This window comes from Paraburkholderia phenazinium (assembly GCF_900100735.1).
Lineage (GTDB): Bacteria > Pseudomonadota > Gammaproteobacteria > Burkholderiales > Burkholderiaceae > Paraburkholderia > Paraburkholderia phenazinia.
Genome location: NZ_FNCJ01000001.1, coordinates 52,010 through 66,936, shown reverse-complemented (window position 1 = coordinate 66,936; position 14,927 = coordinate 52,010). Strand labels below are relative to the sequence as shown.

Genomic DNA, 14,927 nt, shown 5'->3' with positions numbered 1-14,927 from the left:
GTTAGTCTGATTGCCCCAAGGGTGACCTATGACCGCTTCATCGGATATCGGGTCGGCGCAACCGGAACTGCTGGTTCCGCCGGTGCCCACGCCGACGCCCCAAGTCAAGGGGCCGCGAGAATCGTCCCAGTTCCTGACCTGGATCGGCGTCGCGCCGTTCTTCATTTTTGCCCTGCTGTTCCTGATCCTGCCGACCGGTTTTCTGATGGTGGGCGCGTTTCAGGATTCCCAGGGCCACTTCACGCTCGCAAACTTCCGTGACCTGTTCCAGCCGGGCGTGCTCGACGCGTACTGGATCAGCTTCAAGGTGAGTGCGGCCTCGGCCATCGGCGGCGCCGTGATCGGCTCGCTGCTCGCCTGGGCTGCCGTGCAGGGCCGCTTGCCGGGCTGGATTCGCCCGACGCTGATGACCTTCTCCGGTGTCGCTTCGAACTTTGCTGGCGTGCCGCTCGCGTTCGCGTTCATCTGCACGCTCGGGCGCGTCGGTCTCGTCACGGTGTTGCTGAAGAAATACGTCGGCATCAATCTGTATTCGACGGGCTTCAGCATCCTGAGCTTTACCGGTTTGACGGTGACGTATCTGTACTTCCAGATTCCGCTGATGGTTTTGATCGTCACGCCCGCGCTCGACGGTCTGAAGCGCGAATGGCGCGAAGCCTGCGATTGCCTCGGCGGCACCTCGTTGCACTACTGGCGCTACGTCGCCTTGCCGGTGTTGTGGCCGAGCGTGCTCGGCGCGACGCTGCTGCTGTTTGCGAATTCGTTCGGCGCGGTGGCCACCGCCTATGCCCTGACCGGCAGCTCGCTGAACATCGTGACCATCCTGCTGTACGCGCAGATTCGCGGCGACGTGCTGCATAACCAGAACCTCGGCTATGCACTGGCGCTCGGGATGATCCTCGTGACCGGCCTGTCGAACGGCGGCTACATCTGGCTGCGTGCACGGGCCGAGAGGGGGCGTCGATGAACAGCCAATCGCGTGTAGGCGCATGGACCGCGATGGTCGTGGGCTCGCTGTATTTCCTGATTCCGCTCGCAGCTACCTTCGAATTCAGCCTGCGCATGCGGCGCGATTCGTATAGCCTGGACGCCTACCGGGTCGTGCTGGGCGACCCGCGTTTCCAGGCCTCGTTCGGCTACTCGATGCTGATGGCAGTCCTGACGATCGTGGTGGGCGTGCTGCTGGTGGTGCCGACGGCCTACTGGGTCCGCCTGCGTCTGCCGAAGCTGCGTCCGGTGGTGGAGTTCGTCACGCTGCTGCCGCTGGTGATTCCGGCCATCGTAATCGTGTTCGGCTACCTGCGCATTTACAACAGCAGCTCGATCCTGCCGCTCACCGGCAACGAGCGCGCCACCGACCTGCTGCTGGTGTTCGGCTACGTGACGCTATCGCTGCCGTACATGTACCGGGCGGTCGATGCGGGTCTCGCCGCCGTGGACGTGCGCTCCTTGACCGAAGCCGCGGAGTGCCTCGGCGCAAGCTGGCCGACCATCCTGTTCAAGGTGATTTTTCCGAATATCCGCTCGGGGATTCTGTCCGGCGCCTTCCTCACCTTTGCGGTGGTGATCGGCGAGTTCACGCTGGCGAGCCTGCTCGACCGGCCGGCGTTCGGGCCGTACCTGCAACTGATCGGCGCAAACCGCGCCTATGAACCGTCGGCGCTCGCGATCATCGCGTTCGTCATCACCTGGGCCTCGATGGGGCTGATCCAGGTATTCGGCTCGGCGCGCGGCTCGGCCCGCGCGGCCGCCGGACAAAAACCCTGATGAACTGAGGCTTCGAATCATGGCATTCCTCGAGATCGAAAATCTGCACAAGTCCTTCGGGGCGAATACGGCGCTGCATCATTTCGACATGAAGATCGAGCGCGGCGAGTTCATCACCTTTCTTGGTCCGTCGGGCTGCGGCAAGACCACGGTGCTGCGCATGATCGCGGGCTTCGAAAACCCGACGCGCGGCGTGATCCGCCTCGACGGCCGCGACGTGACGCATCTGCGCACGCGCCAGCGCAAGGTCGGGATGGTGTTCCAGTCGTACGCGTTGTTTCCGAACATGACGGTCGCCGACAACATCGGCTTCGGCCTGCGAGTGGCGCGTCGTCCGCAGGACGAGATTCGCAAGCGCGTCGAGGAGATGCTGGAGCTGATCAAGCTGCCGAACGTCGGCGAGCGCTACCCGTGGCAGCTTTCAGGCGGGCAGCAGCAGCGTGTGGCGCTCGCTCGCGCGCTGGCGGGCAAGCCGCAGGTCCTGTTGCTCGATGAACCGCTGTCTGCACTGGATGCAAAAATTCGCATTTCGCTGCGTCAGGATATTCGTGCGCTGCAGCGCGAGCTGGGCATTACATCGATCTTCGTGACGCACGACCAGGAAGAGGCGCTCTCCATCTCCGACCGCATCGTGGTGATGAACGAGGGACGGGTCGAGCAGGTCGGCACTTCCTCGGAGATCTATAACTATCCGCGCACGCGCTTTGTGGCGTCGTTTGTCGGCACGCTGAATATCCTGTCCGGCCATGTGGTGGATCCGGCGAGCGGCACGATGGCGGTCGACGGCCAGGAGCTCGTGACCACGCAGCAGCTCGCGCCGGATGACGCCGGCAAGAAACGTTTGCTGGCGTTGCGGCCCGAGGCGATCGTGCTGGAGGCGCCGGCGGCGGGGCGCAACACGCTGGCGGCGACGGTCGAGGAGGTGAGTTTCCTCGGCGCGGTGGTGCGGATCAGAGCGCGGGTCAAGGACGCGGTGATTTCGCTCGACGTGTTCAACGATCCGAATCGCCGTTTGCCCGAGCGCGGCCAGCCGGTGGCTTTGGGTTTTTCGCACGAGAACCTGCTAGTGCTGGAAGAAGGTGCGGCTTAGGGGCGTGCCCGGGGTGGTGGCTCAGGGGGCTGAGTGGCCGAAGGGCAGGCAACCTGTCCCACCGCCAAGCACTTCGGTTTTTCCGAACCATCGCTCAAGAATTAACAGGTTTATCCGATCCGGACTCTGACGCAAACTGAGGCTCATCACCACTGCGGACATTGTCCGCGAAAGGAGCCCAGTCATGCGAACCTATCCCCGTAACAGTCCTCAAGCCGCTGCGCGCATCGTCGCGCTGCTGCTGACTTCCGACGGCCACGTTTGCAGCTCCGAGGAGCGTGCACTCGACAAGCTCGATATCGCCGGCCAACTCGGTCTTGCGCCGGAGCAATTCGCGCAGATCGTGCAGACGCTGTGCGAGGACCACTCCATCGCTCACGCGCCGTTCGCGCCAATGGCCGGACAGATCGACACGCCTTTGCTTGCCACGCTGCTTGTCGAGATCGACGACCCAGCGTTGCGACGCAAGGTCATGCGCCTGTGCATGGCCGTCGCGATAGCCGACGGCCATCTCGCGGATGGCGAGATCGCCCTGCTAGCGGCTGTTTTTAGCGTGTGGGGACCCGCTCCGGCGCTAGCCGCCGTTCGTCACGGTACCCCGCCGGGCATCCTGCGCGGTCATGAGCGTGCTGCGTCGACCACCTGAGAGGCGAGCGCATGATGCTGGCCGCGCCGCGAGCGGATAGCGTGGATCTCTTCGATCACGCCGTCCGCGCGGCCGAGCCAGCGCAGTCCTCGCAGTAATGAGAGGTCCTCGGCGCCCAGTTCCGCGAGCGGGAACACGCCGAGGCCACGCGCCGCGAACACCGCCATCAGTGCGCTGTCTTCGAATTCTCCGACGATTCGCGGCCGGATCCCCGTGGCTTCGAACCAGCGGTCGAGGCGCGCGCGCAGCGCGGCGTGCCCGGTGGGCAAGAGTACGGGCAGATCGGTGAGGCATTGTGGAAAGTCCGCGCGAGTGGCCTTCTGGATCAGCGCGGCCGGGCCATACCAGTCGACGGGCGAGCCGACGAGGCGCTGGCTCACGACGCGCAGATCCGCGTTGTGCGGCGCCGACTGGCATGCCAGAACCAGATCGAGCCGATGCAGGGCGAGTTCCGACAACAGTTGCGCGTGCTCACCTTCGTGGCACAGGAGCCTGAGCGACGGTGTATCGAGCACCGGCGCGAGCAGTGCGTGCGCGGCGAGCTTTGAAATGCCGTCCGAGAGACCCACGGCCAGCCGCGCAAGGCGTTGGCCGCCCGCCTCGCGTATCTCGTCGAGCAGCGCCTCGCCGAGCTGAAAAATCTGTTCCGCGCGATTGAAGGCGCTCTCGCCGGCTTCGGTCATGGTGACGCCGCGCCCCGCGGGTTTCAGCAACTGACGCCCGAGCGATTTTTCCAGCTCACGCACCTGCGCGCTGATGGTCTGGACGGCCATGTCGAGGCGCTCGGCCGCGCGGGCGAAGCCGCCTTCCTTTACGACGATCCAGAAATAGTAGAGATGGCGATAGTTCAGCATTGACGGCATCACTTCGGAAAAAACGATACGTCGTTCAGCTTAGCACTGATTTATCCGAAGTCATGGAGCACCGATGATGTCCATACGCCGACCTCACCCAGTTCACTTCACTGGCGCACGCCATGGGCGGCATGACCCTGTCCACGATGACGAGACGGCAGGTGCGCTCGCGGAACGGTGCGCGATTTGACAATGCTTAACGGTAAGCGCGCCCGAACCGTCCTAATATTGAGATGTGAGCTTCGCCGTGGTACCCCCTACCCGAAGCCCACGAACAATAAAGTCTCCGATATTCGATTGAAATGCCTTCCTGCCGCGAGGAAGGCATTTTTTTGTCCGGAATCCCCGACGCCCGCCGTCCTGATTTCTGGAAAGCTGGACGGGTTGCTCGCCTCGCCTCAAAAAATCCCTTAAAAATCAAAGCGAAAGACTCGTCATCTAGCTGGCATCGACCTTGCAAAGTAGAAGCGCGGCCGCAAAGGCCCGACAACTAAAGCATGGAGACAACGATGTCCGATTTCCCCTCCCGGTATTTCTGAATTCGTCGTCTTGTCGCGGCCCGATGCCGTGCACAGGCGACACGTCTATTCGTTCGCATGATGCGCAGCGTGGCAGGCCAATGGCTCATCCACATCGCAGGAACCATCGTGAAGAAACCCTTCTATAAAGTGCTTTATGTCCAGGTGATCGCCGCGATCATCGTCGGCATTATCCTCGGCCATTACTCGTCGGCCTTCGCTATCGACATGAAGCCGCTCGGCGACGCCTTCATCAAGCTGATCAAGATGGTGATCGGGCCGATCATCTTCTGTACGGTTGTGACCGGCATCGCCGGCATGCAGGATATGAAGAAGGTCGGGCGGGTCGGCGGCAAGGCGCTGCTGTACTTCGAAGTGGTTTCGTCGTTCGCGCTGGTGCTTGGTCTGGTCGCCACCCACGTGCTGAAACCGGGCGCGGGCTTCAACGTCGATCCGGCGACGCTCGACGGCAAGGAAGTCGCCTCGTACGCCGCCAAGGCGCATGGCCAAAGCACCGTCGACTTTCTGATGCACATCATTCCGAACACGATCACGGATGCCTTCGCCCAAGGCGAAATCCTGCAGATCCTGCTGATCGCCATGCTGTTCGGCAGCGTGCTGGCGACGCTCGGCGAGCGCGGCAAGGTCGTCACGGATCTGGTCGAAAGCCTCTCGAGCGTGCTGTTCGGTGTGGTGCGCATCATCACGAAGCTGGCGCCGATCGGCGCGTTCGGCGCGATGGCCTTCACCATCGGCAAGTACGGCATCGGCTCGCTGGTGCCCATGCTCAAGCTGATCGGCACGTTCTATCTGACCTCGATCGTGTTCGTCGTGGTGGTGCTCGGCGCGATTGCACGCATGGTTGGTTTCAGCGTGCTGCGCTTTGTGGCCTACATCAAGGAAGAAATGCTGATCGTGCTCGGCACGAGTTCGTCGGAAGCGGCGCTGCCGCAACTGATGCTGAAGCTCGAAAAGCTCGGTTGCTCGCGTTCGGTGGTGGGCCTCGTGGTGCCGACCGGTTACTCGTTCAACCTCGATGGCACCAATATCTATATGACGATGGCGGTGCTGTTCATCGCTCAGGCCACCAATACGGATCTCACGCTGACGCAGCAGCTCACGCTGCTCGCGGTGACGATGCTGACCTCGAAGGGCGCCAGTGGGGTGACGGGCGCCGGTTTCATCACGCTGGCAGCGACGCTCGCCGTGGTGCCGACCATTCCGCTGTCGGGCATGGTGCTGATTCTCGGCATCGACCGCTTCATGAGCGAGTGCCGTGCGCTGACGAATATCGTCGGCAATGGTGTTGCAACCGTGGTGGTGTCGGCGTGGGAGAAGGAGCTCGATCGCAACAAGCTGCGTGCGGCACTGCGCGGTGAAGTGGTGACCGTGAAGGAAGCGGCGGGCGCGTAAGCATCGTATGGCGGCGCTTCCCACCAGGGATGGCGCCGTGCTGGTGTTGCTGGCAGGAAAGCGGGCGCTGACGGCCCGGGTGCCCACCGCCCGGCCGTCACGCCGTCCGCCCCGGCGCGTTATGCCACAATAACCGAACCCCACTGACCGGAATCCATCAACGTGACGCGCCGCCTGCTGATCCTCTTCGCGCTCGTCGCCGGGCTCGTGGCAGCGTGCGGGCTCACGTGGAGCATCACGTGGCAGCGCGGCATCGACAGCTTGCGGCGCAACGCCGCGGTGCGCGTCGATCGCACCACCAATGCGCTCAAGAGCACGCTGGAGCGCTATGAATCCCTGCCTTATCTGCTCGGCGAGCATCCGTTCGTGCAGGACGTGCTGGTCGCGCCGAGCGCGCCGAACGTCGAGCGCGCCAATCGCTATCTGGAAGACCTGAACCTCCATGCGCGGGCCACGGTCACCTACATCATTCAAGCCGACGGGCTCTGTGTCGCGGCGAGCAACTGGCGCGAGCCGGAGAGCTTTGCCGGCGTCGAGTATCAGTTCCGGCCGTATTTTATCGATGCAGTGAAGGGCGGCGTGGGCCGGTTCTTCGGCATCGGCACGATCTCCCACGATCCTGGCTACTACATCTCGCAACCGGTGCGGCGCGCGGGCAAGATCGTCGGTGTGGCGGTCGTCAAACTCAATCTGGAGTGGTTTCAGGGCGCCGATGCGTCCGAGCCGCTGATCGTCACTGACGATCACGGCGTGATTTTCCTCTCGTCAGTGCCGGCCTGGAAATATCACACAGTGCGGCCGTTGTCGGGGGCGGTGGAGGACTCGATTTATCAGACGCGCCAGTATGCGCAGCAGGGAATCCCACCGCTGCCGATGACGATCGAGCGTACGCTCGAGGGCGATGCGCAGATCGTCCGGATTGGCGGCGGCCGCTATGCGCCACGCTATCTGGAGTCGCGGCGCTCGATCGGCGAGCCCGACTGGCAACTGATCACCATGGCGAGTGTCGACCCGGTCGACACCGATGCGCGCAATGCCGCGATTGTCACGGGCTTTGGCTACGTGACGCTGTGTCTGCTGGTGTTCTACTGGAGGACCCGGCGTGCGCGCGTGCGCGAGATGATGCGCAGCCGTGAGTTGCTGCAGCGCGCTTATGGTGAGCTGAATCAACGGGTGGCAGAGCGGACGTCGGATCTGTCGGAGGCGAACGAGCAGCTCAAGAAGGAAGTGAGCGAGCGCACCCGCGCCGAGCAGGAGTTGCGCGCGGCTCACGACGAGCTGATCCAGGCGAGCAAGCTGGCGGCACTCGGTCAGATGGCGGCGGGTATCACGCATGAGTTGAACCAGCCGCTGGCTGCGCTGCGCGGGTTCTCGGACAACACACGCGTGTTGCTGGAGCGCGGCGATCAGGAGTCGGCGCGCGAAAACCTCGAAGCGATTGCGGCGCTGACCGAGCGCATGGGCAAGATCACCAATCAGTTGAAGCTGTTCGTCGGGCGGGCGCGGCCACGCAGCGCGCGGGCGCCGCTCGCACGGGCGTTGCGCAATGTGCTGGCGCTGTTGCAAAAGCGCTTGCAGGGCGTGGAGGTGGTCTTGACCGTGGTCGATGCCGAGGCGGGCACGCGCACGCGTTTCGATTCGTCTGAGGAACATCCGGAGCTGGTCGCGAATTGCGATGACTTGCGGCTTGAGCAGGTGCTGATCAATCTGCTGGGGAATGCGCTGGACGCGGCTTGCGAGCCAGGGGCCGGCCGACCGGCGGCTGAAGGCGCGGCGGTCGCCGGCATCGCCGCTCCCAGGATTGAGATCGACATCGAAGCCGCCGCAGCGACGCTCTCCATCTCGGTCCACGATAACGGCCCTGGCATTCCGGACGACGTCTTGCCGCGGCTCTTCGAGCCGTTCTTTACGACGAAGGAGATGGGCCAGGGACTGGGGCTCGGCCTCGCGATCTCGTCGTCGATTGCGCGTGACGCCGGTGGTTCGCTGGTGGCGCGCAACGCGCCGGACGGCGGTGCGCTGTTCGTGCTGACGCTGCGCCGGGTGCGCGTGCCGGCAACCGATCCGCTCGTTGCGGGGTCCTGAATTCAGGCGGCTTCAATTGCGCTCGAGCGCTTTAAGGTGGTAAGGACAATGGTCAACAATAGTTTGCCGGTGCTGTATATCGAGGACGACGAACTGGTGCGCCGCGCGAGCGTGCAGAGCCTGCAGCTCGCCGGCTTCGACGTGACCGGCTATGCGTCGGTGGAAGCGGCGGCGCGCGCGATCAGCGCGGAGTTTCCGGGCGTGATCGTCAGCGATATCCGCTTGCCGGGCGCAAGCGGTCTCGATCTGCTTGCTCAATGCCACGAACGCGCCCCCGATGTGCCGGTGATTCTCGTCACCGGTCACGGCGACATCTCGATGGCGGTCCAGGCGATGCGCGACGGCGCGTACGACTTCATCGAGAAGCCGTTTGCCTCGGAGCGCCTGATCGAAACGGTGCGGCGCGCGCTGGAGCGTCGCACGCTGGTGCTCGAGAATCACGCGCTGCGCCGTGAGCTGGCGGGGCAGAACGCGGTGGCGCCGCGCATCATCGGGCGCAGTCCGGTGATCGAACAGGTGCGGCGGCTGATTGCGAATGTCGCGCCCACCGATGCATCGGTGCTCATCAACGGCGATACCGGCGCGGGCAAGGAGTTGATTGCGCGCAGCCTGCACGAACTGTCGCCGCGGCGTGACAAGCCGTTTCTCGCGGTCAATTGCGGCGCGCTGCCGGAACCGATGTTCGAATCGGAGATGTTCGGCTACGAGCCCGGCGCGTTTACGGGGGCTGCAAAGCGCCGCATCGGCAAGCTCGAGCACGCATCGGGCGGCACGCTGTTTCTCGATGAGATCGAGAGCATGCCGCTCGGACTGCAGGTCAAGCTGCTGCGGGTGCTGCAGGACGGTGTGCTGGAGCGACTGGGCTCGAACCAGCCGATTCGCGTGAACTGCCGCATCGTGGCCGCCGCCAAAGGCGACATGAGCGAGCATGTCGCGGCCGGCACCTTCCGGCGCGATTTGTTGTACCGGCTGAATGTGGTGACGATCGCGCTGCCGCCGCTTGCGGAGCGGCGCGAAGATATCGTGCCGCTCTTCGAGCATTTCCTGCTCGACGCGGCGGTGCGCTACCAGCGTCCCGCCCCGATCCTGACTGACCGTCAGCGGGCTGGCCTTACGCAGCGCGACTGGCCGGGTAACGTGCGGGAATTGCGCAATGCGGCCGACCGCCTCGTGCTCGGCGTGGCGGAGGATCCGATGACGGCTTCGGTGAACGAAGCGGCGGACGCGCAGTCGCTCAAGGAGCGCGTCGAGCAATTCGAGCGTGCCGTGATCGCACAGGCGCTGGAGCAGACCGGCGGTGCGGTGGCGTTGGCGGCCGACCGCCTGCAATTGGGCAAGGCGACGCTTTACGAGAAGATCAAGCGCTACGGGATCGCGGTGAAGGGGGATGGGGAGCGTTGATCGCGGCGTGACCCGGGGCCGTGGACTTGAGCGGCAAGCCCCAAAAGCAACGCGCCGTTAGCGGACAAGCCCGCTAACGGCGCGTTTATGTTTGATGCCTTGCTGTTTCTTCAGGCGGCGTTCAGTGCCTTTTCCAGCAACTGGTCGAGCTCGGCGAACTGCGGCTCGCCAACATAGCGCTTGAGAATCTTGCCGTCCTTGTCGACCACGAAGGTGGTCGGCGTCAACTGCACGTTGCCAAACTGCTTGGCCGCCGAGCCGTCATCCATGGCCACCTTGAACGGCAGGCGGCGCGTCTCGGTGTAGTTGGTCACGTACATGGGCGCGTCGTAGTTCATCGCCACGGCGACGAATTCCAGACCCTTGCCCTTGAAGCGGTTATACGTGTCGACCATCTGCGGCATTTCCTTCATGCAGGTGTCGCAGTTGGTGGCCCAGAAGTTGACGAGGTAGACCTTGCCCTTCAGATCGGCGGTCGAGACTTTCTGGCCCGACAGCAGCGTGAAAGTGGCGTCCGGAACGTGCTGCTGGCCGTTGAAGGCGAAATAGCCGGCAATCGCGATCGCACCGGCAACAACCGCCGCAGCAAGGTAGCGGATCGGGCTGGCGCGCTTCGATACGGGGGTAGACGGGGTAGGGCTCATGAACGGGACCTCGAGATTTCGCGCAGCACGCGCGCAACGTTGCGTCCGTATTGTAGCTGCAATCCTGCGCAGCGGCAGGGCGCGGTCGGCGCACTGTCAGTGCCTTCGCGATCGGCGGATAATAGGGCTTTATGCCCCGACCCCTGCCGGCTTCGTCCTCATGCTCCGACCCGTTTTTGCCGCCGTTCGCTTTTCGTCCCTGCGTCTTCTTGCCGGTCTTGCTGCGGTTTTTGCCGCCCGCCTGCGCAGCTTGCCTGCAGGCTTGGCGAAGGCGCGCGCCGTGCTGGGCGCGGGCGCCTGCCTGCTGGCGGTGGGCGGTTTGCTGGCCGCCTGTTCGCCGACCTACGACTGGCGCACGATCATGAACAACGACAACGGCTACACGGTCGACCTGCCGGCCAAGCCGAGCAACGATGCCCGCCAGATCCAGATTGGCGGCGCCTCGATGCAAATGGCGATGCAAACCGCCGAGGCCGGCAAGGCTGTATTCGCGGTCGGCACCGTGATGCTGCCCTCCGACGACCCGCAGACGCAGCGTACGGCACTGGACTTCCTGCGCGATGGACTTGCCCGCAATGTCAGCGCCGCGCCCGATGCGCACACGGTGCAGATTCCGCTTGCGGCAGGCGGCCAGGTGCCTGGTCTCGAGATGACGCTGAACGGCAAGGCCGGCGAAGCAAAGGAAACCCGCACGATCTACGCACGGCTCGTCGCCCACGGCCGGCACGTCTACCAGGCAGCGATCATCGCCAACCAGCCGCTGCCGCAAGAACAGGTGGACCAGTTTTTTCAGTCTTTCCAGCTTTATTGAGGCGTCGCCAGCGCATCAGAGGGGTGACGTAGATACCCGTTCACAGTGAAAGTTCCTTCGCAGGTTATCGCGCTAATAGCCGGATTTTATGGAGATTTTCCCGTTACCCACAGTGCCTGTGGATAACTTTGTGGAGAACCTTGCCTGGAACGCCGCAAAAGCCCGTCCCGTGGGCCTCCGATCGCTTTTCCCCGTCTCAGGGAAAATCAGAAAGATCAATGAAATCAAGGCTCTCTGCGAAGTGCCTCAAGCCTACCTTTCAATTACCTGTATGTTTGTCGGGAATGCTTTTGTGTGCATAAGTCAAGTCTTGACAGCTATTTTTTTGCTTTAACAGACTGCAAGCGCGCGCCGGTACTGAACCGCTTCCGCGATCTGGCTGCCGCTCGGCGCCTCCGCGCCGGCCAGGTCTGCGATCGTCCGGGTATCGTGAAATAGTGCTGCTATTGTTCCGGGGCCATCCAGGCTTCGCCGCCGGGATCCGCAATTCCGATCTGGAAACGTTCCAGAAATCCAGGAGTCTCTGGATGCAGGTGCAGTGGTACGGACGCTCCCTTTTGCACCAGTTGGGCCCGATCGCCAAACACCGCTACGGACGCTGCGCTCAAATATCTCGACCGGAAGTAGATGCCGTCGAGATTCCCTATATTGTCGTGGATCGCTGCACTCCACTGATTGGGCGCCGTATAGTCGCTGACCGAAAGCACCTGCGCGTCGAAACCGAATTGCCAAAGCGGGCCCGTAAGATCCGCAAGGCGGAGACTGCGCGCCGCGCCGAATCCGAGCGTAGCGATGGACCGCTCCGCGAGATCCCTCTCGTCCACGTAACGTGGCTCGCTTGCGTTCACTCCGAGATAGCGATCCCGCATGATCGTTTCGGCCATGCAGACGTCAAAAGACGGCGATGCGTATAGCACGCCGAAGCTATCGTCCGGCGAGTCGAACCGGTAGATTCGTGTCGAATTGGAACGGCGGTTGTAGAAAATCGGATCGTAGATCCGCCGGTGGATCCGGTAGAGGCGAGTCACCGAGAGATCGAATTCGACTATCGGCAACGCAGCCTCCCGGAGCCCATCGGGTGGCAGTGGACAACCAGCGATGGTCTTCGCTTTCACTGCCCCCTGCGTCATGCCGCGCCCTGCTCGCCACAGAGGTCCCGCACTGCCAGATCGACTACTGGCGCTATGCTTGACCGTTCATCGAGCATGACGTCGGCGGGCGATTTGCCGCCGAGTTCGTCGCGCTTGCGCCGCATGAACGAATGGATAACCCAGGCGTTCGCCCGTGCTTCGACGAACGGGCACAGGACCGAAGCCAGGTTGTGTGGATCCACGTCGAACTGCCACTTGGGATATCTAAACCCCCTCGTCTTTCCGGGCGGAAGCAGCGCATAGAGCTCGCCCCTCTGGCGCTGCTCGTTGATCGTCCGATCATTGCGGCCGGCGTAGTCGCGCGCATCGAGGAGCGTAAGGTTGTCGGGACTTTCATATTCCTCGAGCGCAGAGCGTCTTCCCCTGGCGCGGGCTGCCGCGAGCGGGTCCGGGGTGCTCGTGACTGCGTTCGGGTTTTCGTTGGGGGCGGTGTCGGCGTCTGGCGAGGGCACATTGCCCGTCGAGACCGTATTGAAAGCGGCCTTCAGATAGTCGACGACTCTCTGCTCTGGGGCGGCCCCGAGCAATTGCACTGTCCGCAAAGCAAGCCTGTACACATCGTCTTGCGTGTGGACAACCAGTCCGGGGTCGTAGCGCTCCATCCGTTCCAGCGGTATCGAGTGCGCGTGTCGACCATCCTTGGTCGACGATGCGGTGGCGGCCTTTCCGGGAATGGATCGATTGCCTGTAGAGGGATAGTTTCGCTTTGCCATACGCTCATCATAGTTCATGAAGTTCATGAACTCAAGTCGCTTTTGTCCTCCTGCGGCGGCTATCCCCCGATTCCCGGCTCTTTCCTCCATATTTCGGCTCCTGTTTCCTTGCATTGTTTTAGGCGACCGTGAGCGCGCGCCGGTACTGAACCGCTTCCGCGATCTGGCTGCCGCTCGGCGCCTCCGCGCCGGCCAGGTCTGCGATCGTCCGGGCGACTTTCAGCACGCGGTAATACGCACGCGCCGACCAGCCGAAGCGATCGCCTGCTTCGCGCAACAGCGCTTCGCCGGCTGCGTCTGGCCGGCACACCTCATCGACCTCGCGTCCGCTCAGTTCGCGGTTGGTTTTGCCCTGCCGGGCCAGTTGCCGGGCCCGCGCCGCGCTGACCCTGGTGGCGATCGCGGCGCTCGGCTCACCGGTAGCGCTGGAACGGGCGGAAAGCTCGGTCGAGGTCAGCGCCGGAATCTCGATCTGGATATCGATTCGGTCCAGCAGCGGCCCCGACAGCTTGCGCAGGTAGCGCCCGGCCACTTCCGGCGTGCAGCGGCAGCGTCCGTTCGGATCGCCGCGCCAGCCGCACGGGCAGGGATTCATCGCTGATGCTAGCAACCAGCCATGTGATGAAATCGTTCCGAGCATTTTTTCAAATAGGGCAAGCGCCGCAGGCGCGCGTCAGACTCAAGTGTGTTCAACTGAGGAACCGCTGAAAGCGGCTGTCCACACCCTTGCGGTGTGGGCAGCTCAGTTGTGCACACGGGGTGAAATGAGATGTGTTGGGGTTAGATGTTTTTCGCAAAAAACATAAAAGTGGTGTGTCCAGAGCCCTGCGTCACCGCTCTAGTGAAAAGACGGTCACTTGCCCGTGAGCAGTTTGGGCGCAGGAGGCGGGAAACTCTAGAGCAGCCCAACTGCCGTCATGTCGTCGATAAGAGTGGATGGCGGGAGACGTGACCAGCGTGGTCCTGCGAATTTCGAACAGAGGTTCAAACCTTGGACCTTGTTCGCGCTCGCCGAAAGCAATGACATGCGCCGCGACAATTCGGCTGCCGGGCGTGGCCGCAATGTCGAGCAACTCCTCGACGCCAGACGCGAGAAGAAATCGAAAATTTGGTGTCTCCGATGGCGTATCGAGTTCAATCAAAAATTTGGGCGCGACTGTTGTCAGCGCCATGCGACTCCAAGGTCTAAGCGGCGCCGCGAGTTGAGCAAGCGTGCCGTTGGTCACTTCCCAATTGTTTTGTGTAAAAAACATGTGTGTCGTTGGCGAATTTCGCCTCAAATCAGTGCGAGGGTGCAGATTGTGACTTAAAAGCTACTGACGGGGAAGCGGCGCGTATCCAGTATCACGCGCATGCAATACAACGCCCCTAATGTCCCCCCGATGAGTGCGCGGGCTTTGCTCGCCCACAATCTCCGTCGGATGCGGGCGGACCGAGGGTGGAGCCAGGAGGACTTGGCGGCAGCATGTGGGCTAGACAGATCGTTTGTCGCTCATGTAGAGCGAGCGGCTAGAAATATTTCGATCGATAATATCGAAAGACTGGCAATAGCCTTCGGTGTAAAGATCGCGGATTTGTTTAGCATCTGAAGGCGGATAAAAATTCAAGATTGCGCGCTTATCCGTTTTGCGTTCACGCGGTAATGACCGGGAACGCGAACCGACGCGGGTGCTCGAAGTGGCGCGACAAGAATTCGCCGGCGATCCAGACGCGGGATCGGGGGCGCAAGCGGGCTAACGCTAGTTCCGGGTTCATGGTGAAGCGCAGTGGCGGCCTCGACGGCGTTGTCTCATCACGGTTGCCATCGATGCAGGGAATGTTCCGTTGAATCGCT

General features: G+C 62.8%; 13 protein-coding genes and 3 pseudogenes. 9 read left to right on the top strand and 7 right to left on the bottom strand.

What is annotated here, in order from left to right; all coding sequences use genetic code 11:
- Positions 1-28 precede the first annotated feature (28 nt).
- The 4 genes from BLQ92_RS00290 (at position 29) to BLQ92_RS00275 (ending at position 3,503) form a co-directional block, all read left to right on the top strand.
- Complete coding sequence (locus BLQ92_RS00290; protein ID WP_090680363.1) at positions 29-967, top strand: ABC transporter permease; 939 nt, start codon at positions 29-31, stop codon at positions 965-967.
- Positions 964-1,767, top strand: a complete 804-nt coding sequence (locus BLQ92_RS00285; protein WP_090680361.1) for an ABC transporter permease — start codon at positions 964-966, stop codon at positions 1,765-1,767. The genes BLQ92_RS00290 and BLQ92_RS00285 overlap by 4 nt, the downstream gene beginning before the upstream one ends.
- 19 nt (positions 1,768-1,786) lie before the next feature.
- Positions 1,787-2,857, top strand: coding sequence for an ABC transporter ATP-binding protein (locus BLQ92_RS00280; RefSeq protein WP_090680358.1), 1,071 nt, complete (start codon positions 1,787-1,789; stop codon positions 2,855-2,857).
- A gap of 184 nt (positions 2,858-3,041) precedes the next feature.
- On the top strand, positions 3,042-3,503 hold the full coding sequence (locus BLQ92_RS00275) for a TerB family tellurite resistance protein (protein WP_090680355.1): 462 nt from the start codon (positions 3,042-3,044) through the stop codon (positions 3,501-3,503).
- On the opposite strand, the gene BLQ92_RS00270 is transcribed toward BLQ92_RS00275, so the two are convergent.
- Positions 3,476-4,357 (bottom strand): LysR family transcriptional regulator, encoded by an 882-nt coding sequence (locus BLQ92_RS00270; RefSeq protein WP_090680353.1) that lies wholly within the window; start codon positions 4,355-4,357, stop codon positions 3,476-3,478. The two genes, BLQ92_RS00275 and BLQ92_RS00270, sit on opposite strands and share 28 nt — an antisense overlap.
- Before the next feature lie 647 nt (positions 4,358-5,004).
- On the opposite strand from BLQ92_RS00270, the gene BLQ92_RS00265 reads away from it, so the two are divergent.
- The 3 genes and pseudogenes from BLQ92_RS00265 (at position 5,005) to BLQ92_RS00255 (ending at position 9,774) form a co-directional block, all read left to right on the top strand.
- Entirely contained in the window at positions 5,005-6,288 is a 1,284-nt protein-coding gene (locus BLQ92_RS00265) for a dicarboxylate/amino acid:cation symporter (protein WP_175772026.1), read from the top strand.
- 129 nt (positions 6,289-6,417) lie between these two features.
- Positions 6,418-8,373, top strand: a pseudogene (locus tag BLQ92_RS00260) (sensor histidine kinase).
- 48 nt (positions 8,374-8,421) lie between these two features.
- Positions 8,422-9,774, top strand: a complete 1,353-nt coding sequence (locus BLQ92_RS00255; protein WP_090680344.1) for a sigma-54-dependent transcriptional regulator — start codon at positions 8,422-8,424, stop codon at positions 9,772-9,774.
- 110 nt (positions 9,775-9,884) lie between these two features.
- Here the strand turns inward: BLQ92_RS00255 and BLQ92_RS00250 are convergent, their stop codons facing one another.
- Positions 9,885-10,418: a peroxiredoxin family protein gene (locus tag BLQ92_RS00250; RefSeq protein ID WP_090680341.1), complete on the bottom strand. Its 534-nt coding sequence runs from the start codon at positions 10,416-10,418 to the stop codon at positions 9,885-9,887.
- 160 nt (positions 10,419-10,578) lie between these two features.
- Between BLQ92_RS00250 and BLQ92_RS00245 the strand changes: the two genes are divergently transcribed.
- Positions 10,579-11,229 (top strand): hypothetical protein, encoded by a 651-nt coding sequence (locus tag BLQ92_RS00245; protein WP_244106035.1) that lies wholly within the window; start codon positions 10,579-10,581, stop codon positions 11,227-11,229.
- 330 nt (positions 11,230-11,559) lie between these two features.
- Here the strand turns inward: BLQ92_RS00245 and BLQ92_RS41315 are convergent.
- The 5 genes and pseudogenes from BLQ92_RS41315 to BLQ92_RS00225 form a co-directional block, all read right to left on the bottom strand.
- Positions 11,560-11,652, bottom strand: a pseudogene (locus BLQ92_RS41315) (magnesium chelatase subunit ChlI family protein); the annotation flags it as partial.
- Positions 11,653-11,672: 20 nt separating this feature from the next.
- Positions 11,673-12,344 carry an RES family NAD+ phosphorylase gene (locus tag BLQ92_RS00240; protein WP_244106036.1) on the bottom strand — a complete coding sequence of 224 codons (672 nt, stop codon included), beginning with the start codon at positions 12,342-12,344 and terminating at the stop codon, positions 11,673-11,675.
- 11 nt (positions 12,345-12,355) lie between these two features.
- Positions 12,356-13,120, bottom strand: coding sequence for a hypothetical protein (locus BLQ92_RS00235; RefSeq protein WP_143016483.1), 765 nt, complete (start codon positions 13,118-13,120; stop codon positions 12,356-12,358).
- Between the two features lie 91 nt (positions 13,121-13,211).
- Positions 13,212-13,700: pseudogene (locus tag BLQ92_RS00230) on the bottom strand (magnesium chelatase subunit ChlI family protein); the annotation flags it as partial.
- A gap of 223 nt (positions 13,701-13,923) precedes the next feature.
- Entirely contained in the window at positions 13,924-14,346 is a 423-nt protein-coding gene (locus BLQ92_RS00225; RefSeq protein WP_143016482.1) for a hypothetical protein, read from the bottom strand.
- 99 nt (positions 14,347-14,445) lie between these two features.
- Here BLQ92_RS00225 and BLQ92_RS00220 point away from each other — a divergent pair, with 99 nt between their 5' ends.
- A complete protein-coding gene (locus tag BLQ92_RS00220; RefSeq protein ID WP_054035693.1) occupies positions 14,446-14,682 on the top strand; it encodes a helix-turn-helix domain-containing protein in 237 nt (78 codons plus the stop codon).
- Positions 14,683-14,927 lie beyond the last annotated feature (245 nt).